We start from the raw sequence: 22,113 nt of genomic DNA on the forward strand, positions 1-22,113 counted from the left end.
GAGCAGCGGGCGCCCGGCGGGTCGCCTTGTCACCCCCGCTCACCTCGCGATAAGCGGGGCCCGTGGCGTCCCCGGCGGGCCCTTCCGGCCTCCACCGCACGGGGCGCCCTAGCGAACCAGGCCCCACCGGAAGCCGAGCGCGACCGCGTGCGCCCGGTCCGAGGCACCGAGCTTCTTGAAGAGCCGCCGCGCGTGGGTCTTGACGGTGTCCTCGGAGAGGAACAGCTCACGGCCGATCTCCGCGTTGGAGCGGCCGTGGCTCATGCCCTCCAGGACCTGGATCTCACGCGCGGTGAGGGTGGGCGCGGCACCCATCTCGGCCGAGCGCAGCCGGCGCGGGGCGAGCCGCCAGGTCGGGTCGGCGAGGGCCTGTGTGACCGTGGCGCGCAGCTCGGCGCGCGAGGCGTCCTTGTGCAGGTAGCCGCGGGCACCGGCGGCGACCGCGAGGGCCACGCCGTCCAGGTCCTCGGCGACGGTGAGCATGATGATGCGCGCGCCGGGGTCGGCGGACAGCAGCCGCCGGACGGTCTCGACGCCGCCCAGGCCGGGCATGCGCACGTCCATCAGAATCAGATCCGAGCGGTCGGCACCCCAGCGGCGGAGGACTTCCTCGCCGTTGGCGGCCGTCGTCACGCGCTCGACGCCGGGCACGGTCGCGACCGCCCGGCGAAGCGCCTCTCGGGCAAGCGGGGAGTCGTCGCAGACGAGGACGGAAGTCATGGCCGTCCTCCGCAGCTGATGCGCGTCACGTTGAGCCTCCAGGCTGGTACGAAATCGTCACCTGTGCGGTCGACCGTCCCGGACGCCCGCCCGAGCACTTGTTCCTTCAACCGCCTCCGCACTCTCAACGACGGTCACTCGAAAGAGTTACGGGGCTGTGTGTCGTCTTCGGCACTCTACGTGAGGGGACGGGCACGCAGCAGACATGCGCGTGGGACCCGCGCCGTTTCATCACAACCAGTGCCCCATTTAGCCGCTTTTCTTCCACTTCGCTGGTGTCTGAGGCTAGATTCGCAATGAGTCATATTTTCATCTCCTTAGATCGTAGTTGTACGGTCGTGGACGCTGGGTTCCCGCATCTACCCATATCGGCTACAAGGGGTCACGCAATGGCAGATTTCTCCCGCCTTCCCGGACCGAACGCGGACCTGTGGGACTGGCAGCTCCTGGCCGCGTGCCGCGGGGTGGACAGCTCGCTCTTCTTCCATCCGGAAGGCGAACGCGGTGCGGCGCGAAGTGCTCGCGAGAACTCGGCCAAGGAGGTCTGCATGAGGTGTCCGGTACGCGCAGAGTGCGCGGCGCACGCGCTGGCGGTGCGTGAGCCGTACGGGGTGTGGGGCGGCCTGACCGAGGACGAGCGCGAGGAGCTCATGGGACGGGCCCGCAACCGCCTGGTGGCAGCGACGGCGTCGGCCGGCGGGGAGACGGCCGCACATCACTGAAGGAACGTTTCTCTGTTACGAGACTCCGCTACGGACTTCCGAGGCTCCGCCACGGACCGACGAGGCCCCGATACGGGCACGCGGGCGGTGCCCCGGACCGCCGCCGCTCAGCGCGCGGCCGACTGGCGCGCCCCCGCCCGGGCGAGCTCGTCCAGCGTCGCCGCCACCGCCGGTACCTGGGCCAGGTCCGGCAGGGTGAGCGCGACGATCTCCCGCCGCACCGCCGGCTCCAGCGTCACCGTGCGTACACCCCGGGGCCGTACGGACTCGACGGCGAGCTGGGGCAGTACGGCCACGCCCAGACCGGCCCCGACCAGGCCGGCGACCGCCGGGTAGTCGTCGGTCGCGAAGTCGATGCGGGGTGTGAAGCCGGCCCCCTCGCAGACCTCGACCAGCTGACCACGACAGCGCGGGCAGCCCGCGATCCACGGGTCCCGGGCCAGTTCCCCGATGGCCACCGACCCGCCCGGCTCCGTACGCGCGAGCCGGTGCCCCTCGGGCACCAGCGCCACGAGGCGGTCGGTCAGCAGCGGCCGTACGACGAGGTCGTCCCACTCCTCCGCGCCGGCCGCGCCCTCGTAGCGGAAGGCGAGCGCCACGTCGCAGTCGCCCTCGCGCAGCAGCTCGACGGAGTTCGGCGGCTCGGCCTCCTCCAGGAAGACCCGGGTGCCGGGGTGCGCGGCACGCAGCGCGGCCAGGGCGGTCGGTACGAGGGTGGAGCTGCCGCTGGGAAAGGAGACCAGCCGCACCCGCCCGGCGCGCAGCCCGGCGATGGCGGCGACCTCCTCCTCGGCCGCGGTCAGCCCGGCGAGGATTCCGGCGGCGTGCCGGACCAGCGACTCACCGGCCTGGGTCAGCCGCATCTCGCGTCCGGTGCGCACGAGCAGCGGGGTGCCGACGGAGGCCTCCAGGGCCTTCATCTGCTGGCTGACGGCGGGCTGGGTGCAGCCCAGCTCGCGCCCCGCGGCGGAGAAGGAACCGGTCGATGCCACGGCGCGCAGCACGCGGAGATGACGAGCCTCGATCACACCTCAAGGATAAGCGACGCTTTGACCCAGCCCCGAATATCACGTCGACGCTTTGAAGCGGGTTGTCCTACCGTGCCGCCATGGAGCTTCTGTCTGTCAACGTCGGCCGTGCGAAGACCGTGCCCTACACGGACCATCCCGAGGGCGTCACCGGCATCGACAAGCGGCCGGCCGACGGGGCCGTTCGGGTGACGGCGCCCGGGCCGAAGGGGGTCGGGGCGAGCGGGCTGGCCGGGGACACGGTGTGCGACACGCGCCATCACGGCGGCGACGACCAGGCGGTGTACGCGGTGGCGCGCGAGGACATGGACGACTGGGAGCGCGAGCTGGGCAGGCCGCTGCCGAACGGCGCCTTCGGCGAGAACCTCACCACGACGGGCCTGGACGTCTCCGGTGCCCTGATCGGCGAGCGCTGGCGGGTCGGGCCCGACCTGGTGCTGGAGGTCAGCTGCGGCCGTATTCCCTGCCGCACCTTCCAGGGTCACCTGGGTGAGAAGCGGTGGGTGCGGCGGTTCACGGAGAAGGGTGCGCCGGGCGCGTACCTGCGGGTGATCGAGCCCGGCGCGATACGGGCGGGCGACCCCGTCGAGATCGTCCACCGGCCCGGCCACGAGGTGACGGTCGCGTTGCAGTTCCGGGCGGTGACGACCGAGCGGGAGCTGCTGCCCCGGCTGCTCGACGCAGGTCAGGCGAACCACCCGGAGTCGCTGGCGGCGGCGCGGAAGTACGTGGAGACGTACGGCGCCTGAGCGAAACGGACGTGTCCGGTCCGGACCCATAACCTTGCGCCATGACAACGGCATTGATTACGGGATCGACGGCGGGCATCGGCGCCGCGTTCGCGCGACGGCTGGCGGCCGACGGACATGACCTGGTGCTGGTGGCCCGTGACACCGAGCGGCTGCGCGACCAGGCGACCGAACTGCACGACCGGCACGGCATCGAGGCGAAGGTGCTGACGGCCGACCTGTCGACGGACGCCGGCATCGAGGCGGTGGCCGCCCGGCTGGGCGAGCGCCGAAGCCCCGTCGACCTGCTGATCAACAACGCCGGCTTCGGCAACAAGGGCCGCTTCCTCGACGTCTCCATGGCCGATGAGCTGACCATGCTCAAGGTGCACTGCGAGGCGGTGCTACGGCTGACCTCGGCGGCGGCGGAGACGATGCGGGAGCGGAAACGCGGCGGCGTGGTCAACGTGGCCTCGGTCGCCGCCTTCGTCCCGCGCGGCACCTACGGCGCCTCCAAGGCGTGGGTCGTGCAGTTCACGCAGGGCGTCGCGAAGGACCTGGCCGGCAGCGGCGTACGCATGATGGCCCTCTGCCCCGGCTTCGTGCGCACCGAGTTCCACCAGCGGGCGGGCATGGGCACGGACAGCATCCCCGGCTGGATGTGGCTGGACGCGGACAAGGTCGTCGCGGCGGCCCTCGCCGACCTCGCCCGGGGCAAGTCCCTGTCCATCCCGGACCCCCGCTACAAGACCCTGATGGGCGCGGCGAAGCTGGTGCCACGGGGGATGCTGGGCGGGATCACCTCACGGACGGGGCGGAAGTACGGGCCGCAGTAGGGTTTCAGCTCCCCAACCAAGGAGGTGGGCGGCGGGCAAAGGGCTGGCCGAGGAACAGTCGGTGCGCTGGCAGGCTCTGCTGAAGGCGGACGCCAAGTTCGCCGCCACCGGCACTCTGGGCGCGGCGCTCGCGTCGTACACCCGGACGGCCTCAGAGCGCCTGCGCGGGCGGCTGCTCGACCTGGCGGAGCGCTCCGGGCCGCGGACGGTCCTGCTGGCCCATGACGCCGGGCCGGTCGCCCGTTACTGGGAGGCGGGCGGCAGAGAGCTGATGGCGGCGCTGCAGCAGTCGGCGCGCCGCGGCCCGCCGACACACCGCACGGGCTGTGGCTGCTGGTGCCGGCGGAGGACCCGCGGGCCACGCCGACGCTGGACGGGCGGACCGTGGAGGTGGTGGACCGGGTCACGGAGTGGGAGGTGCTGGACGGGTTGTTCGTGAAGAGCCTGCGGACCGGCTGATTCACTCTCCTGATTACCCTGTTCGGCTTGCCAAGCATCGTTACCGACGATTCACTTGCACGAAATCGGGTGAGACTAGCCTGAGGACCGGATTTCGCAAGGGGGTGCGCATGCTTCTGAACTTTCGGGTGGCCAACCACCGGTCGATCAGGGACGAGCTGGAATGGCAGCTCCATCCCGTGTACGACGGTGATCGACCGTCCGGCACTTCCTGGCAGGCCGTTCCGGTGGCCGGCATCTTCGGGTCGAACGCGGCCGGCAAGTCGAATGTCGTGGGCGCGCTGCGGTACATGGCGGAGATGGTCAACCGTTCGCCCCTCATGGCGGAGGAGGGCGAGGGCGTGAGCAGGCAGCCCTTCCTGCTCGACTCCGTGGCGCCGTCGGAGTGTTCCTGGTACGTCGTCGATCTCCTCGTACGCGGTGTGCGCTTTGCCTACGGCTTCGAGGTCGACGACGAGAGCGTCCGCGGCGAATGGCTGTACGCGTACCCCGAGGGGCGCAAACGGGTGGTGTTCGAACGGGAAGGCGACGACTTCCGCGTAGGCAGCTCCTACCAGCGTGGTTCCAAGGCCATGGAGACGGTGGCCGAGGTGACGGCGCCGAACGCTCTCTTCCTGTCCATGGCGGGCCGGTCGAGGACATCCGTGACCTCGCTCGACCGGGTGTACCACTGGTTTCGTCGCGACTTGGTGTTCGGTGGGCCCGTACTTGGTCGCTCCTTCAGATACCCCTCGCTCATCAGCAGGGATCTGGCCTGGCGTCTGGAGAGGGTGGGTGAGCCGACACATCTGCGGGAACTCCTGCGAGCGGCGGACCTCGGTATCGAGGAGTTCCGGGTGGAGTCCGTCGAAGAGGACCTGTACGAGGACGGTAGGCCAAGGGCCCGCCTCAAGGATCACTCCCCGGTGGACACGAAGGCACAGGACGCCCTGTTCGACATGCCGAGGCGCCGTCGCGTACGCCACGAACTCTGGCTGCGCCACACGGGCAGAAACAGCTCGTTCGAGCTGCCTCTGTCGGCCGAGTCCTCCGGAACCCGGGCGATCGTGGAGTACGCCCTCGTTCTGGAGCGAGTGACCAGCACCGGCGGCACTCTGGTCGTCGATGAGCTCGACAGCAGCCTGCACCCCCGGCTGAGCGCCTTCCTCGTCGGCCTCTTCCAGGACTCGAAGCGCAACCCCCACGGCGCTCAGCTCCTCTTCACGAGCCATGACGCGAGCCTGCTCGGCCGCAAGGCGGGTGAGGACATCCTCAGGCGGGACCAAATCTGGTTCGCCTCGAAGAACGAGTTCGGGGAGACGTCGCTCTATCCGCTCTCCGACTTCCGGCCTCGCTCGGAGGAGAACCGTGAGCGGCGGTATCTGAGCGGAAGTTATGGCGCGGTGCCGGTGATCGACGATAGTTTCGCACTGGCGATTGCCGGGCGAGGGGGAGCGTGTGGCGAGACAGCCGAAGCCGGACGGCCGGAGGACACCGAGGCGTGAGTCCACGCTGCGCCGCAGGCCCGCCTACCGCGAACCCTGCGTGCCGATCCTGGTGGTCTGCGGCGCGAAGAACACGGAGCCGGCCTACTTGAAAGGCCTGTTGGCGTCCGTGGACAACCGCGCCGTCTCCGTGACGATCAAGATTTGCGCGCAGGACCCCGTCTCGGTGGTGCGGGACGCCGTCACCAAACGCGACATGGCCGACGGCCACTACCAGCAGGCATGGTGCGTCCTCGATGTCGACGACTTCGACCACCTGGACGAGGCCCTGCGACTGGCTGCCGACGAAGACGTGGAGGTGGCCCTCTCCAACCCCTGCTTCGAGCTGTGGCTCCTCCTCCACTTCCGTGACCACCGGGCCAACATCACCGGATACGGCCAGGCCAAGCAGCATCTCACCTCGCATCACCCGAACTACAGCAAAGTGGCTCGTGACTTCGACTTCGGGCGCTACCGCGCCGGGTGGCAGGCGGCCGTCGAGCGAGCGCGCAAGCTGGCGCGTCCGGGCGAGGAGGCCAAGATGAACCCGTCGACCGGCATGTGGCGTCTGGTCCAGGAGGTCGTGCCGGAGGATCAGCGGTCCTGAGCCGCCTGCCGTGAGGCTTCTGGCGCCAGGTCCTCCTGGCTGGTCGCGCTGCTCTGCTACGTCCCGGTCCTTCGCGAGGCGGATCGCGAGGAGCTCCGGAACGCGGAGCCGGAGTCCGTGTACAGCGCGGGCGCACACCGGGTGGCCGGACATCTGATGCGCATAGGCCACCTGGGCAAGGGAGCGAGCGCGGAGGCGAAAGCCGCATACCGCGAGGACCACAAGAGAGCCGGCCTGGCCGGTTCTCACGAGCTGCCTCGCGGTTTCACCTACGTGCGTGAGCACGAGCGGGGGATCCAGGCAGCGGTCACCTCCCGGCGCCCGGCTCCAGCTTGTCCGGCCAGCCGGTGACGGCTCCGGTGTCGCGCAACTGGTAAAGGTCGGCCATCAAGCGGGCCGACGCGCGACCTGCCGTAGGCGACCAGCCGAAGAACCGGGCGGCAGCGGTGACGACCTTCTCGGCACTGAGGCGACGCGGCTGGTCTTCTATGAGGCCGAGCAGGGCGCGTTGCCGCTCGGCCGGGGCGACGTGTTCGACCGGCCTCTTGGTCAGGCCCGGCAGTGGTCGGCGCGCGTACGCACAGGGCCGGCCGGGGATGTCCAGGAAACCGTCCGTGTCGGTGAGTCGTCCCTCCTCCACAAGTTGTCCCAGCGTGCCCTCCTCCCACCGAGTGCGCCTGCCCGACCGGTACAGCAATTCGTCCAGGTGTCGCTCGAACACCTGCCGGTGGATGGGCCCTTCCGTCTCGACGATGCGCTGGACGGCGGCTTCCAGTGGCGGCCTGGGGATCGCGACATGCTGATCCGCGGTGTGCGGGTCGAGGTCGGCTATGTAGGCGGGCTGGTACGGGACCGCCCAGTCGCCGTGGTCGGAGGTGGAGCGGGTGCTGCGACGGGCCACGGGGTTCCTGCTTCTCTTGGTGGTGAAGGGGTCGGGCGGGGAAACCGAAGAGGTCAGTGGGCTTCTTCCTGTATGGCCGCCGGTTCGTCTTCAGGCACGTTCGCCGGGGACGACGGAGCACCGGCGGCGGACAGGTAAGCGTCTATTCCGGCCGTCGCCAGCGGTGTCAGTGACTCCGTGTCGGGTCGGCCGTGGAGGCGCAGCATCACGTGGTCGTCGTCGACGAGGCAGTCGGTACGAGGCAGGGTGCGGGACAGCAGCCGGGCGAAGTCGTCGCATGCCGCCCTGGTGTCCAGGCCGTCCAGTCCGATCCAGGTGTGCAGGGTGCCGTCCTGGACGGTCAGTTCGACCTCGACCGGGCTGCCCGTCGCCTCGGCCACCTCTCCGCACCAGGTCAGGGTCTCGTCCAGGGCCGCGAGCTGTGCCGGGAGCGGCAGGAAGGGCTCCTGCCGCATGTCGTCGCGCACGGTGACACCGGTACGCGACGCCTGGTCGCGCCACCAGTCCTGCACCACCTCGCGCACTGTGACTCCCCACGGACCGCTTGCGGCGGCGCGTCCGACCGCCTCGGCCGCATGTCGACGGACCGTGCCTGCCGTGTCGTTCCCCTGGTCCGCTGCCATCCGCCGCAGGAGAGAGCGTGGCCCGAAGCGGGTCTCGGCAAGGATCTGCCGGTACAGCGCACCCAATGCCTCCGGCACGGCTGTGTCCTCGGACCCGAGCAGGTCCTGTACTCGGCGGGCCCAGGCACGGAAGGCATCGAGGTCCCCGGTGACCAGCAGGTCCGTGCCGAGCAGGCCGCCGCTGACCATACGGCTGCGCTGCCGCAGGGTCGTCGTCCCCAGCCCGTCGAGTTGAGCGCGCAGCAGGTACCGCAGCAGGTCGCGCTCGGCCGTGGTGAGCGTGTCCACGAGGTCGTCGGCCGGGGTGGTGAGGATGTCGAGCACGTCCTGAGCGGTCGCCTTGTCGGCGTCCTTCTTGGAGGACGGCCTCTCGGGCGGCACGGTCCATCGGTGGACGCGGCCACGCGCGTCGGACAGGACGAGCGTGGCGGCGAAGGTCTGCAGGTGGTCCAGGCCGGTGCGCTCGTACTCGTAGTGGTGGGTCATCCCGAACATGGCCGCCAGGTAGTTCATGACGGTCACCGGATCGTGCTGGTGCTGGAGTTCGGACAGCCAGTCGTCGAGGACTGCGGGACGCCTCCGCAGCAGTCGGGTGCCGTGCAGGCGCCAGGCGGCGGCGACGACCGACTGCGCCGCGTCGGCGACTGTCCTGGGCCGTCGGCCGTCCTCTCCGCGCCCGGTCAGTACCCCGTCGGCTAGGGCGAGGGTGGTGCCGAGCCGGGCGGCGTCCTCGTTGGCGGGCGTGTGCACGCGGGCCTCGTCCTCGTCCGGGACCAGCCCGTGGGCGAGGACGCGGCCGACTCTCGCGTGTGTGGCCAGATGGCTGATGATCAGGGAGCCGTGGTGGGCGAGCAGCTGGTTGTCGCGCTGGTGGTGCGCCGCGGCCTCGGCCCGGTTCTCGTGGACGTATGACGAGTGGGTGAGTGCCTGGGTGAGGGTTCCGGCGGTTCGACGGTCGTCGAGTTCGAACATCGCCGTCAGGTCGCCGAGAGCGTCCCGGTGCGCCCGGGGAGGGGCGTTCCGGTACGGCTGCGGCGGGACAGTGATGCCGGCGGTCTCGGCCGGGCGGGCTGCGGCTCGCCTGGTCGGCGGAAGGCCGCGCAGCAGGGCTCGTGCGGCAGCGGCCCGCGCAGCTTTCTTGTTGCGGCCCTCCCCCCGTGCGCTGCGGCCGTCGCCGGTACGGGCGACGGCCGTGTAGGTCCTGTCGTGGTCGGGCCCGTCCTCGGCGTACTCGTAGGAGAGCCCTTCCTTCGCGAAGATCTCCTGTGCCTCGGTAAGGGGATCGGCGCCGCCGATCTCGTCGGTGTCGTGGTCGATGCCGGCGCATACGGCCTGGACCAGCCGAACGGCGGTCCCGTGAGCCCCGGTGAGACTGAGGACGCCCAGGATCTGCCGGGCGACTCCCTCGGCGACGGAGGCTGCGGGACGCTGTGCCTCACCGGCGCCCATGCGGACGAGGCCGTGTTCGGCCGCCCACTGGCCCAGCACGCGTCGGGCTTCCATGGAGCGTCGGTTGTGTTCACTCGACTGTGTTCCGACCTTTTCCGGCTGCCGCTGCGCGATCCAGGCGTCGAGGAGGATGACGTCGATCGTGCTGCGGCCCAGCTGGTCGAGCATGACCAGGACGTGGGGCGTCACCGCCGTCTCGGAGAAGCCGCTCTCGTAGAGGCGGCTGAGGTGGGTCGCTGCCAGCCCCAGCCACGCAGTGGTCTGCTCTCCCGCCTCCCACTCGCCCACGCTGTCCTGGATCGCGGCTTGGACGGTCTTCCCGAACGTACCCACCAGGGCGGCGGGGGGCTGTACGAGGGCCGGTGGGGGAATGTCACGGACGGTGAGTTGCCGTTCGACGCGCACGTACGGCCGCGGGGTGCCTGCCGCCGTACTGCGAGTTGCCCGAGGCGGATGGGCCGCCTTCCTCACCGGTGCGGCAACCACAGGATTCTTCCGGCGGGAGGTGCTTCCGCCACGGCTCTGCGACCGCACACCGTCCCGCTTGCGCTGCCGAGCGCGGTCGCCGACGGAGACGGTCGGCTTCCCGTCGAGTTCGGCCCGAAGGTCGGCGGTGAGCCATCCGGACAGCCGGCCAAGAGGGCCGCCGCCGTCGAAAAAGTCACCGGCCAGGTCGACGCAGTAGGACCATCGCCCCCATTCCGAGCGGGCTGCGTACCTCTGCCCGATCCTGCGCAGGGTGGCTCTCATCTTCTCGTACGGCACTTGCCGACCGTCCAGGCTGTACGACGTTCGCTGCCGTGCGGCCTCGATGGCGAGCGCGATCCTGTGCACGGGCGTCGGGGCCGCGGTCTCCCGCAGCGACACGATGCCGACCCACCGGTTCATGGTCCTCCCCCACCGGAGCCGCGGCCCATACCGCACCGGCGCGCGTCGCCGCGCTCCCTTCCGGTGTCCGGTTGGTTCCCTGGCCCCTTCGTTCTCCCCAGCCCCGCACGGTCTCCACACCGCCGGAGCGAGTGATCCCCAGGTGACCGTCCGGCCAGCGTAATCGGTGGACGACGCGGCGTGAAAGGTCTCAGCGGACCTGATCGTCCGGCAGGGCCCTGGCCGGGCCGGGGGACGTTCGAGCGAGCACGGCCAGAGCGGCACCCCTGCGGTCTGGGCGAAGGGAGGCGGCGAGGACTCAAGTCACTGTGCCGCGGCAATCCTGCGACGAATCGACTCGAGCCATCCTTGCAGGGACATCCCTCGCGGCGGCAGGAGGTCGAGCCCCAACGCCGTTGTCGCAGTCCGCAGTTCCTGTTCCGACGACACCATTTCCAGAAGCTCACCGATTTCCTGAGCCGCCTGTACGCGGTCCTGCGGCTCGGCTTCGCCGACGTACTCGTCGAGGGCCTCTTCGCGGGACGCGTAGATGTAGGAGAAGTCCCGGTGGAAGTAGGCGCCGAGCAGCTGACCCAAGGACGGGAAGCGCTCGTTCCATTCCCAGGAGCTCTGCGGGTTCGCCTGCGGGGTGCGTGAGGGGTCGCGCAGGAAGCGGTGAAGGTGGTCCCTCACCACGCGAAGACAGTCCTCAACGCTCGTACCCATCGGCGGACGGATGTGCGGGAGGTGTTCCACCTCGTCCGCGATCTCCTCGGAGAACAGACCGACGGAGAGCAGGTCGTCGATCTGCCGAATCGCCGTCGCGGCGCGCTCGGGGTCACGTGCGGCCATCCTGAGGTAGGCGGACAGGGCGGGTCCCGGAGCTTCTGCGGTGTCGGAGAACGTGAAATCCACATGGGCGTAGGCCGCCAGCAGGTCGCTGAGTTCGTAGAATCGTTGCCCTGGCGGAAGTGCCTGGCTCATCAGCTGCTCCAAGGATGCGCGTTACGGCTGGGGGAACGAGGTGAGGACGCGGTAGCCGGACGGTGCCGACGGGTCGGCCTTCAGGATCACCCGGACTCCCTTCACCCATTGCGTGGGCTGCCCGTGAGTGAAGTCGTAGCGGGTGAGATGGATCCCCGTGTTCTCGTTGAACTTTCCTTCCAGCCGTAATGGCCCTTTGGCGCCCTTGGCCAGCCAGGCTGATATCTTCCGCTGATTTTCTGCCGTGGTGAGAGTCTTGTCGGTGAAACGTTGTGCCGTTTTGACGTCGACGTAGCGTGAGTCAGCGGTCAGGCCGGCGTCTTCCCGCAGGCGCTTGCGCATACCGGCGATGGTCTTGTCGACGTGCTTGTCGATGGTGTGGGCTTTGCTCCTGCCGCCGAGGCTCTTGCCCTCGTCACCGGGGACATCCGCACGGTGCTCGGGCTTCGTGCGCCCCTTCCTCTTACTCCGGGGCCACGCGTTGTAGTCACCGCCGGAGCCGTTCGTGGCGCCCAACCCCATGAGGAGGAGCCCGGACGAGCCCAGGACCCCGGCGGTGAGGGCGGCCTCGGTGGTCAGGGCGCCGGCCACACCGCCTCCTGCGAGCGCAAGCCCGCCGGGAGGGAACAGTGCCAGCAAGGAGAGCAGGAGGAGAGCGAAGCCGAGATGGACCAGGAAGGTGTCCAGTGCGTCGAGCAGACGCAGCGTCCGGATCGACCTTCCGTCGGGGCCCGTCTCGCCGAGCCCGTGCCACAGCAGGAACGTTCCCACAGTGGCCGCCCCCAGTGCGGTCCCGAGGCGGAAGCGGTGTACGGCCAGCAGCTCCGCCACGGGTTGTGCCGTCACGGCCCGCCAGGTGCGGAGCAGGATGGTGAGTTGGTAGGCGATCCAGGCGAGGGCAGCGATGCCGAAGCCCATCAGGATCTCCGGCCCCGGGCCGGTGGTGAAGAACTCCTGGAGGCCGGCCGTGGCGGGGAACGTGCCGACGCCCAGATACAGCAGTGACGGCACCACGAGTGCGCACGGGATGAGCGGAAGCCACCGGTCCCGGGATCGGCGGGTTCTCCGGGCTGCTTCCAGCCACGTTCGTAGGTTGACCGCTCGCCAGGCTCGCTGGTTGTCGGATGCGTCCATCCGGGCGGTGATCCCGGCGACCACACGGCGGAGGTCTTCGGTGTCGTCGGCCGGTGCCGACGTGGCGGCGTACAGCAGGGAACGCCGAAGCCTGACGTAACGCAGCCCGATCAGCAGGCTCCATGGCAGACGCCAGGACGTGTAGCGCAGCAAGGTCGCCACGCTGTCTCCATCGGCGCGTTCGGAAGCGAGCAGTACGCCGGGCACGGCTCTCTTACCCCGGTGGAGTCGGCGCAGGTCGACGACCAGGGCGATGGCCAGGCACACCAGTGGTGTCGCCCATGCCCTTCCGTCCAGGTCGTCGAGCCACTGTTTGGCCTGGCTGCCCGGTTCCCGCGCCGCATAGTTGTTCACCGTGTGGTGGAAGGCGGCCACCGCGACGGGGACCACCGACATCAGGCGGGCCCACCCGCGTGCACGCCACAGCAGGCCGACCCCGAACCCGGCCAGGGTCGACATCACCAGGTGCTGGAAGGTCTCCGTGGCCGGAGGACCGGTCGTGGCCAGTTGGCTGAAAGGTGCGGGCAGCCAGGAGGTGAGCACCTGACCCAGGCCCGGAACGTAGGGTGGCGACAGACTGTCGGGGATGATCCAGCCCTCGCCGCGGACCATCGCCCGGTCCGCGTCCAGGCCGAACCGGAGGACCGCCTCCAGCAGTCCGAATCCGGCCCCCAGCGCTCCACCCAGGACCGTGAAGTCGGTCAGTCCCCATTGACGGCGAATCCGGAGGCTGCACCCCGCCAGCAGCAGCGGGGTGATCTTGATCAGTTCCTCCACCCATGGCGCCACCGTGTAACTAGTGGTGTTCACCACCGTGATCAGCGACTTCCCCGACTGGCCCGCGTAGAGACGGGTGTAGGCGAGTTGTACCAGTGCTGTGGTCACTCCGCACCCGTACACACCCGCCGCGAGGGCGAGCAGCACGGTCGACAGACGCACCGATCGTGTCGGCCACGAAACGGCGTACAGCTGTAACACACCCCAGACAGCTGCCACCATCATCATCAACGTCACACCAGGCCCCCCCGCCAGGATCACCATTGATTCGCAATAGTGAACGCGATGCTATGGAGTCAACCGCTGCCACAGCAAGCGACTTGGTACACATTCCGTCCCGCTCGGCCATGAGAGCAACAGGCCGCCGGTGCACCGACCTCCCCGGACTCGGGCAACGCATACGCGAGGAGACTGCGCGGAAAACACCGATCCGGCCAGTTCGCGGCTTGTTCCGCTCTGAGTACGGCTACTCAGGCTTCTTGGTGTCCGATACGGGTGGGGCCGGTGGTGACGGCGCGTTAGCGTTCACTTCGTCCACACAACACCGCTGGTGAACAGGCATGTTCGGCCGACGGTGGGTCCAGGAAGTCTGGGAGGGGCCACGCATGGCGTGGGAAGAGTGGGAGCAGCTCAAGGCTGCGGCGGCCGAACGGCAGCCCGCGCACATGCAACTCAATCAGTTGCCGGCCGACCGGGGTGCTACGAGCCCGGGTCCGGCGTATGGGCCCCCGTCGGGCAGGTTGAGGTCGGACAAGGCTGCGTGGTCCAAAGCCGGGGAGGGGCTCGGCGAGCTGCGGACCGACATGGGCAAGGCGTTGACGAAGCTGGAGGACGCCCAGACCGGCCTCGACAAGGGGTCCGCGTTTCTGACCGCCGCGGCGCAGCAGGGTGTGTTCGACTCGTGGACGCGTCGGGTGAAGGACATCGACGAGTGGTGTGACGGGCTCGCCGGTGTGCTGGAGAAGACGGGCAACGACCAGCTGAGGACCGACGAGGCGATCAAGGCGGAGATTGCTGCGCTGGGTGTCGGCTCCCAGGCGGCGACTGCCGCTCAGGGCAGCGGTAGGTGATCCCGCTTGGACCTGAAGGCGCTCAAGACGCTCAAGCCGGCCGAGTACGCGGAGGCCGCAGACGGATACCGTGCGGTGAGCGACGCGGCCGATGCAGCCGCGGAGCGCATCGGCAAACAGATCACCAACGCCATGCACGCGGCCAATGAGGGGAAGGCCGCTGATGCGGCGCAGAAGCAGCTGAAGAAGCTCGCAGAGAATTTCCACTACACCCAGCTCGAGTGCGGCCTGGTCAGCGGGTCACTCAACGGCTTCTCCGCCGAGATCGCCTCACCTCGGCGCCGCCTGATCGAAGCGTTGGACGATGCGGCGGCTCTGGGATACCCGGTCAGCCCGGCAGGAGACGTCACCTTTCCCGCAGGCGGCGAGAACAAGGCGACCGGAGGCGAGGTCCCCGGCGGCACGGCGGTCGGCAACAACGGCATGCTGGGCCCCGGCAACAGAGGTCTGTACGGCCCTGGCCCCAACGGCCTGTACTCACCGGGCGCAGAAGCCGACGGCATCGACATCCACCACGGCAACCCGCACCACGCCAGGGCTCAGGACATCGCCGACCGCATCGCCCACGCCCTGCGCGAAGCCTCGGAGATCGACGAGCGGTACAGCGAGGCACTCGGCAAACTCAAGGCGGCGCCAGGGCTGAGCGTCAGCACGAAGACGTGGGCGGACGTGGCCTCCGACGTGGACGCTGTCAGCTCGGCCGCGCGCGAATACCTCCAGGACACCGTCCCTTTCGACAAGTCCCCCGCCGACCGAAAAGAGTGGTGGAACGCCCTCACCGACGAACAACGCGAAGAATACAAGATCGCGTTCCCTGAGACCATTGGAAGCCTGGACGGAATTCCTGCCACGGTGCGCGATGAAGTGAACCGCGAGAATCTGCATGTACTCATCGCCAAACTCGAAGGGCACCACGACGAAACTTCCAAGGCGCAACTTGAAGGCATGCGAGGAATTCAGGAGAAACTGTCCGTTCCCAGCCAACCACCCATGTTGCTGCTCGGCATCGGGGATGAAGGAAATGGTCGAGCAATCGTAAGCTACGGAAACCCAGACACTTCAAAGAACGTATCCGCTTACGCTCCGGGACTAGGGACAGCACTTGACGGCGACTTCGCGGACGACACGGTCCGGCGAGCATTTCAGACCGCAAAAGGAGCATACAAGTACGATCACTCCACCGCTTCCATCGTCTGGTTGGGTTACGACGCTCCCGGTTTCACCGAAGTGACGTCCACAACTCTCGCCGACAGGGGGGCTCCTGCATACCGAAGCTTCATGGAAGGCATACAGGCCACCAACGAGAACGTCGATCCTCATGTCACGGCCATTGGCCATTCCTATGGCTCACTCTTGGTGGGAACGGCGGCGAGAGAACAGGGCGGTATACCGGGAGTCGACGACATCGTACTCCTGGGCAGCCCTGGCACCGGTGCGCAGACCGCCGACGAGCTCAACGTCGGGGAAGGTCACGTATTCGCCGCATCAGCCGGGAATGATCCAGTTTCCTGGCTCCCGGCCCCCAGTAGCATTATCGGCCCCGCTCCTGCCATCATCAACGCACTGGACGACGAACGCTGGTTCGGCAGGGACCCCGTCAGCGAGAGTTTTGGCGCCACGCGCATACAATCGGGCGACGGCCCATTGCCTATTTGGCTCTCCGGTGAGGGACCGACCCCGGCCCACTCGGGATATTTCGATCCCGAGAGAAACCCGTCCGCTGCCAACAATATCGCCAAAATTGTCTCCGGAAGAGCAGATCTAGTCACGACAGAAGAGTCACGATGAAAAGGTTTCCCATCCGAGTGATCGGAATCGCACTGGCACTCCTCGCCGTCGCCGGTTGCGGCGGTGACCATGGGGGTTCGGAAGGCGCACGGAAGGATCCGAATGTGAACATGCAGGAGGCAGCGGACAAGGCCGACGCGCTTGTTGACGAAACCTTCTCAGCGGTGAAGCCTCCCGTCGAGTGGACTCACGACGTGTCGGATCACGGCAGCTGTGGTGGAGAGTCGACCGGGCTGGGGGACGTCACGCGCCGTGCGGTAGTCATGACGAAGGTTTCGAAGGAGAGGAGGGGTGCCCTGCTCGGCATCATCGAGCGTCATTGGAAGAAGAACGGGCACAGGATTACCGACGTCAGCCCGAATGTCGATTTCCCAGAACTTTACGCTGAGAGCGGTGACGGACTGCTCCGCATGAGCTTGGTAGTCGGCGGGGAGGGCCAGTTCTTTCTTGACATCCAAACCTCCTGCGTCAAGGAGTCGAGCGTAGCCCCGCCGGCGACGAAAGTGAACGGCCGCAGTTACTACGGTGAGGCGATTCCGAGGCCCAACGTGGAAGACACCTTCTGGTCGTCCAGTGAATCTCTCTCATCGACGCCTTCGGGCTGAGCAGATCACCAACGCCATGCACGCGGCCAATGAGGGGAAGGCCGCTGATGCGGCGCAGAAGCAGCTGAAGAAGCTCGCGGAGACTTTCCACTACACCTGGCTCGAGTACGGCCTGGCCGGCGGGTCACTCAACGGCTTCTCCGCCGAGATCGCCTCACCTCGGCGCCGTCTGACCGACACCACTAACCTGGTTCGAGTACTCTAGCTTTTCCCCCGCCCGATACTGGTCCAACATGCTGGTTTCCTTCCCATTCGTCGCTACCCACTCACACTTCAGCCTCCGGCGAGACAGAAAAGAATTCATTCGCACCGCACCGGTCATCAAATTGCCGGATGGGGCGGGCGAGGAGCGGCATCTGGAGTTGTTGGGGGTACTCAATAGCTCTGCCGCCGGTTTCTGGCTTAAGCAAGTGTGCCAGGGAAAAGGAAATCGAGGCGGGGAGCGCTCAACAGGACGGTGCGCTTGGGAGGAGTACTACGAGTTCACGGGCACCAAACTCCAGGAGTTCCCTCTCCCCAAGCAGCTCCCTCTCGCCCTCGGCCGGGAACTTGACACCCTCGCCCAGCTGTCGGCCAAGCACGAACCGTCCGCTGTCGCCCGCGCTGCCGTACCCACGCGGAAGGCTCTCGACAAGGCGCGTGGAGCGCATGAGCAGGTTCGTGCCCGCATGATCGCAATGCAAGAAGAGCTGGACTGGGCTGTCTATGGGGCATACGGGCTTCTGACGCCGGACGAGGTCGCGCGTGCAACGACCAGCGACCCTCCGGAAGCGGCACGGCTCAACGCCAGTCACGGAGATCCCTACCCACTGGCACGAGGACTACCGGAAGGTCATCCAGTCCCGGGTTGATCTCATCAAGGCCAACAAGAACATTCGGCTCAGCGGCTCGATAACAAGGTGCCGCCGAAGTACACCAGCGCGGACTTCCTCAAGAACTCCTACTGGTCGAACCGCGGCAAGCTCGACGTACCCAAGGAGCGGTTCGTCTCCTACCCCGGCGCCTCCACCGACTCCGACACCTCTCTCCTCCTCGGATGGGCCGGCTGGAACCACCGCGACCAGGCCGACGCACTCGTCGGGCTCATCCGGGGCCGCGTCGAGAGCGGCGGCTGGGAGAAGGAGGATCCGCGGTTCGTGCCACTGCTCGCCGGGCTGCGGGAAGTGATGCCCTGGGTGTACCAGTGGTACGGCGGCCACGACGAGGAGTGGGACGGCAACCCCGCCGAGGAGTTCCAGGCCGCCCTGGACAACGGCCGCATGGAGCGGGGTCTGTCCGAGTCCGACCTGACCAACTGGCGCCCCGAGAAGAAGACGCGGGGGCGGAAGAAGAGCGAGTGACGACGAGCCTCACCGCCCGCTGGCTGGCCGCCGGTCACCCGCCCACCGCCGTACGTACGCACATCCTGCGCGGCCTGCCAGATGACGAAACCCCCGTCCACCGCCCCGGCGGCCTCCTGCGCCACCTGCTCCGCGACGTGCCGCCGCCCCAGCCCCACGCCCAGCCCGCCACCACCACGTCACCGCACGCGGACGAGAACCCCGCCCGGCAGCAACCCCCAGGCCCCCGCCTGTCCACCCGCCTCGCAGGCACCCGCGAGTGCGCGGGCGACCACGTGCAACCGCTGCTGTGCAGGCCCGTAGGAGACGAGACCCACTGCCCGCGCTGCGCAAGCCGTCCGACCGTCATCTCTGGTTCGACCGGCCGAGCCGCCGACTGAAGCAGCTCCAGCCGTCCTTCAAGAAGCAGATCCGGGCGGGCGCCGTACGCGACTCGCAGTTACCCGATCCTGTGCCACTGGGTGAGGTGAACGAGGTGCGCAGCCCCAGAGGTGGATCTGAACTGGGCCGGGACAAGAGCAAAGGCCCGCCGTCTTTGGCGGGCCTCGCGCCTGCTCGCCGCAACGAGCAGCGGGTTCACCCCGACCCTGATGCTTCTCCGTACGCTCTACCCCTGGGGGTGACTGGGGCCATGGCGCCCGGCGACCACAAGGTCTTCGAACGCCTCGGAATCTATGACGAGGTCTGGCAGCGCTGCCGGAGCGGGCAGAACGGTATCCCCGAAGGGGCCCGGCGAGGATATGTGGAGGTGCTGCTGTGAACAGTCCGCAGAACCTGCCCGACCCCTCGGACAAGGAGGCCCTGAGGGCCTGGATGCAGGCCAACCGTGTCAAAGCAGACGGTCGTCATCCGGTGCGGTCAGCAGACGAATTCGCTGCGGCACAACAGCGCAAGCTATTGAAGACCGTGGGATGCACCACCAGCAGTACCGAAGCCGATACGGCTCGGCGATCACTCCGGTTGGCTCTCGAAGGGACGCCCGTCCGGGAACATCGCATGGAGTCGTCCGTGCTCGGACAGTGGCTGACCTCCTTCCAGGAGGCAGTCACCACCGTCGCCCACGCCCTCGATGAGAGTCGCCCCACACACGACTACGGACCGTTGCCGCAAGCCGTCCGAAAGGCAACACGGCTCTACGCCGCAGCGACCTTTCCCTCGTCGTACGGCATGGTCCTGGAGGAAGCACCGACAGACGAGGACGAGCTACCACTACCGGAGGTGGCCTCGACGGAGTCGTTGCTGGACCGTGCGATGGGGACTGTCCTCGACATCACTGACCGGGCGGAGGCAGGCCCGGGAGCCATCGACGCGGTGATCGAAACAGCGCTGCCCTTGGGTGGGCGGGTCTTCAACCGTCTTGCCGACCTGACAGAGGTACTCGCTGACTCGGGGACCGATGTCAGCCTGACCTGGAGTTCGCCGTACAACGGTGTGCGTGCCTCCCGCCTCGGCTCACGAAACGCCCAGCGGTGCCGGGACGCGCTGCGCGCCGCGCAGCCCGAGGAGCACTCGGAACGGCTGGCGGGCAGGCTCGTCGGCGGCAGCGTGCTGCGGGGGACGGTGGAGATCGAGACGGCCGACCGGGGCGTCATCACTGCCCGCGTGGATCACGAGGTCACCAGCCTGCTGAGTGCCTACGCGAACCGCCGGATCACTGCCGAGGTCCTCGTGTCAACCGTCCGCTCACCGCACGGAGGCGAGCACCACAGCTATGTCGTACTCAATTTGGCCCTGCACACAAGCTGACACCGTGTTCTCCGTGAACGGTCGACTTACGCGGGAGCAGACCATCACCCGAACGTGTGATCCACCCAAGTCCGTGGCCGGCCTCGTGGCCGGGCGACGTAGCGTCAGGTGGCTGCGCCCGCAGCAGGCGGGAGGGTCGCAGGTTCGGTGAGTGAGAGGGCGGCATCGCGTGAACGCGGGCACTGGTGATCGAAGCGAACTGTTCGTCGACGGCACCGACAGGGTGCGTTCGGACAGGGAAAAGACAGGCCAAGGGGCAGTGACCGGCGGGGGGACGGTGATGTTCTCCGACGCTCCCGGCGGTGGCTGTGCGTCGCCGTCGGCAGCCCCGGTCTCGGCCCGCACCGGTGCCGCCGGTCCCCGTGGCGTCGGTCCCGGTGGCGTCAGTCCCGGTGGCGTCGGTCCCGGGGCTGCCTCCGTCCCGCGTGCCCGGCCCGCGCCGCGTCCCCGGCCCGGCGGTGTCCCTGCCGGGCACCTGGGTGCGGGGCGATGGGGAAAGATCGCGCAGCGGATCGTGCCGGACGACCTCCAGCCCGACGTGCTGCGGCTGGAGCTGATCGAACTCGGGGACGCGTTCCGCGCCTACCAGCGGCGCCCCGAACCCGACCTCGCCGTCCTCGCCGAACTCCACGACCGCAAGGCCCGCGCCTTCACAGCGTGGGCCGCCGTCACCGACGACGCGTCCCTGCGCGAGGAGGCGGAGCGGGCGGAGACGGCGGCGCGGACGACACGCGAGATGAACGCCAACCGCCTCGGCGTCACGGCGGACGGAGACGGGCCGGCCGTCGAGCGGTTGCTGACCCGGGCCCAGGCCGTCCACGGCCGTACCGTGCTCGAGCACGTCCGGGTCCATGCCCCGCTCCCCGACGCGGAGGCGCGGCTCGCGGTGCTCATGCTCACCCTGCGGGCCGCGCGCGCCGGCACGGGGAACGTCACCGGGCAGGACCTCCTCGGCTGGCTGCAGGGCGATGCCGAGCGGGTGCTCCAGCAGCTGGTCGACGTCGGCTGGCTGCGGCTGCCGGAGGACGTGTCCGCCGACGACGCGCTGACTTCCCGGCCCGAGGAACCCACCCAGGTCACCGTCCCCACGCTGTTGCCCGTCGAGCCCCGCCTGTTCCGCTTCGGCAAGGTCACCCGTGCGCGGCTCTCGGGGTGGGCGCAGAAGGTGGTGGGCGACCGGAAGCTGCGGAAGAAGAAGGCGGGGGCCGCCACACGGCTTCTCGCCGTGTACACCGCCGCCCACAGCCGTCCCGACGGGCGTCTCGGAAGCACCGGCGAGCACGCCGGCCTCGCGCTGGACGTGGTCGCCTCGTTCTGCGCCGTGCGGCCCGAGGAAGTCGCCGAGCACACCGCACTGCTGGTCGCCGCCGGCTGGCTCACGGAGGAGGCCGACACCGCCGAGGGGAGGCTGCGGGGTCGGCTCGCCGAGCGGGTACTGCCGTTGAGCGGCCTGCTGTGACGGCGCCTCGGTGACGGGTTCCTCGGTGACGTGCCGCCGCTGTGCCACCGCCGCGTCGCCGGGGGCGGCCGACGGTGGTCGGCCCGACCACCCCGACAGGCTGCGGGCCGACCTCTACAGATGCCGGCCGTAGGGCCGAAACACCTGGTCACAGAGGCCCGCGAAGCGGGATCTTCGGGGCATGACCACCGCTTCCACCGGCGTCACCCCCTTCACGGTCACCGCCTCCTTCACCATCCGTTTCAGCGCCACCCCGCGCGGCGCCCGCCTCGCCCGGCGACTGGCCTCGCACCAGCTGGACCGCTGGGGGTGGCCGTACCGCACACCGGTCCACGACTCCGTGGAACTGGTCGTGGGCGAACTGGCGGCCAACGCCGTCACCCACGGGAGGGTGCCGGGGCGAAACGCCGAGCTACGGCTGGCCCACGACGGCGCGGGGCGCGTCCTGGTGGAGGTGAGCGACGTGCGCGGGGAGCGGGTGCCGGTGCTCGCGCCGGGCGGGCGAAGGCTCGCGGAAGACGGGCGCGGGCTGACCCTGGTGGCCGCGCTGGCCGAGGAGTGGGGGGGTGGCCGAGCGGTCGGGCGCGCCTGGCAAGACCGTGTGGGCCGTGGTGACGGACGGCTCCCTCCACCACGTCTCCTGAGTTCCGAACACGGCACCGCGCACCAGCTTCAGCGCCTTGCCGAACTGCTCCTGCAGCTGTGGCGTGACGACGTACTCCTCGATGCGCCCGGCGGCCTTCCCGGTGCATAACGCACGGTGCCCAGCACCCCCGAAGGGGTACTGGGCACCGTTCAGCTCAGCTC

At 68.8% G+C, this 22,113-nt stretch carries 22 protein-coding genes; 16 read left to right on the forward strand and 6 right to left on the reverse strand.

Features of this window, described 5'->3' with window-relative positions; translation table 11 throughout:
* Positions 1–108 precede the first annotated feature (108 nt).
* Positions 109–720 carry a response regulator transcription factor gene (locus QC283_RS06090; protein WP_003948568.1) on the reverse strand — a complete coding sequence of 204 codons (612 nt, stop codon included), beginning with the start codon at positions 718–720 and terminating at the stop codon, positions 109–111.
* A gap of 389 nt (positions 721–1,109) precedes the next feature.
* Between QC283_RS06090 and QC283_RS06095 the strand changes: the two genes are divergently transcribed.
* Positions 1,110–1,442 (forward strand): WhiB family transcriptional regulator, encoded by a 333-nt coding sequence (locus QC283_RS06095; protein ID WP_279560309.1) that lies wholly within the window; start codon positions 1,110–1,112, stop codon positions 1,440–1,442.
* A 107-nt stretch (positions 1,443–1,549) separates the two neighbouring features.
* Here the strand turns inward: QC283_RS06095 and QC283_RS06100 are convergent, their stop codons facing one another.
* On the reverse strand, positions 1,550–2,470 hold the full coding sequence (locus QC283_RS06100; protein WP_279560310.1) for a LysR family transcriptional regulator: 921 nt from the start codon (positions 2,468–2,470) through the stop codon (positions 1,550–1,552).
* Between the two features lie 80 nt (positions 2,471–2,550).
* Here QC283_RS06100 and QC283_RS06105 point away from each other — a divergent pair, with 80 nt between their 5' ends.
* The 5 genes from QC283_RS06105 to QC283_RS06125 all read left to right on the forward strand — a co-directional run bounded on the left by QC283_RS06105 (position 2,551) and on the right by QC283_RS06125 (position 6,563).
* The gene (locus QC283_RS06105) at positions 2,551–3,219 is read left to right on the forward strand and encodes an MOSC domain-containing protein (protein ID WP_279560311.1); all 669 of its coding nucleotides are present in this window, start codon (positions 2,551–2,553) and stop codon (positions 3,217–3,219) included.
* A 41-nt stretch (positions 3,220–3,260) separates the two neighbouring features.
* On the forward strand, positions 3,261–4,034 hold the full coding sequence (locus tag QC283_RS06110) for an SDR family NAD(P)-dependent oxidoreductase (RefSeq protein WP_279560312.1): 774 nt from the start codon (positions 3,261–3,263) through the stop codon (positions 4,032–4,034).
* 336 nt (positions 4,035–4,370) lie between these two features.
* The gene (locus QC283_RS06115) at positions 4,371–4,493 is read left to right on the forward strand and encodes a hypothetical protein (protein ID WP_279560313.1); all 123 of its coding nucleotides are present in this window, start codon (positions 4,371–4,373) and stop codon (positions 4,491–4,493) included.
* 110 nt (positions 4,494–4,603) lie between these two features.
* Positions 4,604–5,977: an AAA family ATPase gene (locus QC283_RS06120; RefSeq protein ID WP_279560314.1), complete on the forward strand. Its 1,374-nt coding sequence runs from the start codon at positions 4,604–4,606 to the stop codon at positions 5,975–5,977.
* Entirely contained in the window at positions 5,931–6,563 is a 633-nt protein-coding gene (locus QC283_RS06125) for an RloB family protein (protein WP_279560315.1), read from the forward strand. Before QC283_RS06120 ends, QC283_RS06125 begins: the two co-directional genes overlap by 47 nt.
* A 307-nt stretch (positions 6,564–6,870) precedes the next feature.
* Here the strand turns inward: QC283_RS06125 and QC283_RS06130 are convergent, their stop codons facing one another.
* From QC283_RS06130 to QC283_RS06145, 4 genes are all read right to left on the reverse strand, one after another.
* Complete coding sequence (locus tag QC283_RS06130; protein WP_279560316.1) at positions 6,871–7,464, reverse strand: hypothetical protein; 594 nt, start codon at positions 7,462–7,464, stop codon at positions 6,871–6,873.
* A gap of 53 nt (positions 7,465–7,517) precedes the next feature.
* Entirely contained in the window at positions 7,518–10,424 is a 2,907-nt protein-coding gene (locus tag QC283_RS06135) for a putative dsRNA-binding protein (protein WP_279560317.1), read from the reverse strand.
* Between the two features lie 303 nt (positions 10,425–10,727).
* Positions 10,728–11,399 (reverse strand): contact-dependent growth inhibition system immunity protein, encoded by a 672-nt coding sequence (locus QC283_RS06140; RefSeq protein ID WP_279560318.1) that lies wholly within the window; start codon positions 11,397–11,399, stop codon positions 10,728–10,730.
* A gap of 9 nt (positions 11,400–11,408) precedes the next feature.
* The gene (locus QC283_RS06145) at positions 11,409–13,406 is read right to left on the reverse strand and encodes an RNase A-like domain-containing protein (RefSeq protein WP_336620624.1); all 1,998 of its coding nucleotides are present in this window, start codon (positions 13,404–13,406) and stop codon (positions 11,409–11,411) included.
* A 497-nt stretch (positions 13,407–13,903) separates the two neighbouring features.
* Here QC283_RS06145 and QC283_RS06150 point away from each other — a divergent pair, with 497 nt between their 5' ends.
* The 10 genes from QC283_RS06150 to QC283_RS06195 all read left to right on the forward strand — a co-directional run bounded on the left by QC283_RS06150 (position 13,904) and on the right by QC283_RS06195 (position 22,060).
* Entirely contained in the window at positions 13,904–14,368 is a 465-nt protein-coding gene (locus tag QC283_RS06150; RefSeq protein WP_279560320.1) for a hypothetical protein, read from the forward strand.
* Positions 14,369–14,374: 6 nt separating this feature from the next.
* Positions 14,375–16,156: an alpha/beta hydrolase gene (locus QC283_RS06155; protein WP_279560321.1), complete on the forward strand. Its 1,782-nt coding sequence runs from the start codon at positions 14,375–14,377 to the stop codon at positions 16,154–16,156.
* A gap of 110 nt (positions 16,157–16,266) precedes the next feature.
* Positions 16,267–16,761, forward strand: coding sequence for a hypothetical protein (locus tag QC283_RS06160; protein WP_279560407.1), 495 nt, complete (start codon positions 16,267–16,269; stop codon positions 16,759–16,761).
* A gap of 16 nt (positions 16,762–16,777) precedes the next feature.
* Complete coding sequence (locus tag QC283_RS06165; RefSeq protein WP_279560322.1) at positions 16,778–16,966, forward strand: hypothetical protein; 189 nt, start codon at positions 16,778–16,780, stop codon at positions 16,964–16,966.
* A gap of 28 nt (positions 16,967–16,994) precedes the next feature.
* A complete protein-coding gene (locus QC283_RS06170) occupies positions 16,995–17,612 on the forward strand; it encodes a hypothetical protein (protein WP_279560323.1) in 618 nt (205 codons plus the stop codon).
* Between the two features lie 48 nt (positions 17,613–17,660).
* Complete coding sequence (locus QC283_RS06175; protein ID WP_279560324.1) at positions 17,661–18,101, forward strand: DUF7008 domain-containing protein; 441 nt, start codon at positions 17,661–17,663, stop codon at positions 18,099–18,101.
* Positions 18,098–18,481, forward strand: a complete 384-nt coding sequence (locus QC283_RS06180) for a hypothetical protein (protein ID WP_279560325.1) — start codon at positions 18,098–18,100, stop codon at positions 18,479–18,481. Before QC283_RS06175 ends, QC283_RS06180 begins: the two co-directional genes overlap by 4 nt.
* 376 nt (positions 18,482–18,857) lie before the next feature.
* Positions 18,858–19,847 carry a hypothetical protein gene (locus tag QC283_RS06185; RefSeq protein WP_279560326.1) on the forward strand — a complete coding sequence of 330 codons (990 nt, stop codon included), beginning with the start codon at positions 18,858–18,860 and terminating at the stop codon, positions 19,845–19,847.
* 514 nt (positions 19,848–20,361) lie between these two features.
* Positions 20,362–21,306, forward strand: a complete 945-nt coding sequence (locus tag QC283_RS06190; RefSeq protein ID WP_279560327.1) for a hypothetical protein — start codon at positions 20,362–20,364, stop codon at positions 21,304–21,306.
* A 181-nt stretch (positions 21,307–21,487) separates the two neighbouring features.
* Positions 21,488–22,060: an ATP-binding protein gene (locus QC283_RS06195; protein ID WP_279560328.1), complete on the forward strand. Its 573-nt coding sequence runs from the start codon at positions 21,488–21,490 to the stop codon at positions 22,058–22,060.
* Positions 22,061–22,113 lie beyond the last annotated feature (53 nt).

The organism is Streptomyces sp. DH41 (assembly GCF_029813785.1).
Classification (GTDB): domain Bacteria; phylum Actinomycetota; class Actinomycetes; order Streptomycetales; family Streptomycetaceae; genus Streptomyces.

Bases quoted from the DNA above. Each gene is read 5' to 3' on its own strand.
- QC283_RS06090 (WP_003948568.1), bottom strand. From the start codon at position 720: ATGACTTCCGTCCTCGTCTGCGACGACTCCCCGCTTGCCCGAGAGGCG.
- QC283_RS06095 (WP_279560309.1), top strand. From the start codon at position 1,110: ATGGCAGATTTCTCCCGCCTTCCCGGACCGAACGCGGACCTGTGGGAC.
- QC283_RS06105 (WP_279560311.1), top strand. From the start codon at position 2,551: ATGGAGCTTCTGTCTGTCAACGTCGGCCGTGCGAAGACCGTGCCCTAC.
- QC283_RS06110 (WP_279560312.1), top strand. From the start codon at position 3,261: ATGACAACGGCATTGATTACGGGATCGACGGCGGGCATCGGCGCCGCG.
- QC283_RS06120 (WP_279560314.1), top strand. From the start codon at position 4,604: ATGCTTCTGAACTTTCGGGTGGCCAACCACCGGTCGATCAGGGACGAG.
- QC283_RS06135 (WP_279560317.1), bottom strand. From the start codon at position 10,424: ATGAACCGGTGGGTCGGCATCGTGTCGCTGCGGGAGACCGCGGCCCCG.
- QC283_RS06150 (WP_279560320.1), top strand. From the start codon at position 13,904: ATGGCGTGGGAAGAGTGGGAGCAGCTCAAGGCTGCGGCGGCCGAACGG.
- QC283_RS06160 (WP_279560407.1), top strand. From the start codon at position 16,267: ATGCAGGAGGCAGCGGACAAGGCCGACGCGCTTGTTGACGAAACCTTC.
- QC283_RS06165 (WP_279560322.1), top strand. From the start codon at position 16,778: ATGCACGCGGCCAATGAGGGGAAGGCCGCTGATGCGGCGCAGAAGCAG.
- QC283_RS06170 (WP_279560323.1), top strand. From the start codon at position 16,995: ATGCTGGTTTCCTTCCCATTCGTCGCTACCCACTCACACTTCAGCCTC.
- QC283_RS06195 (WP_279560328.1), top strand. From the start codon at position 21,488: ATGACCACCGCTTCCACCGGCGTCACCCCCTTCACGGTCACCGCCTCC.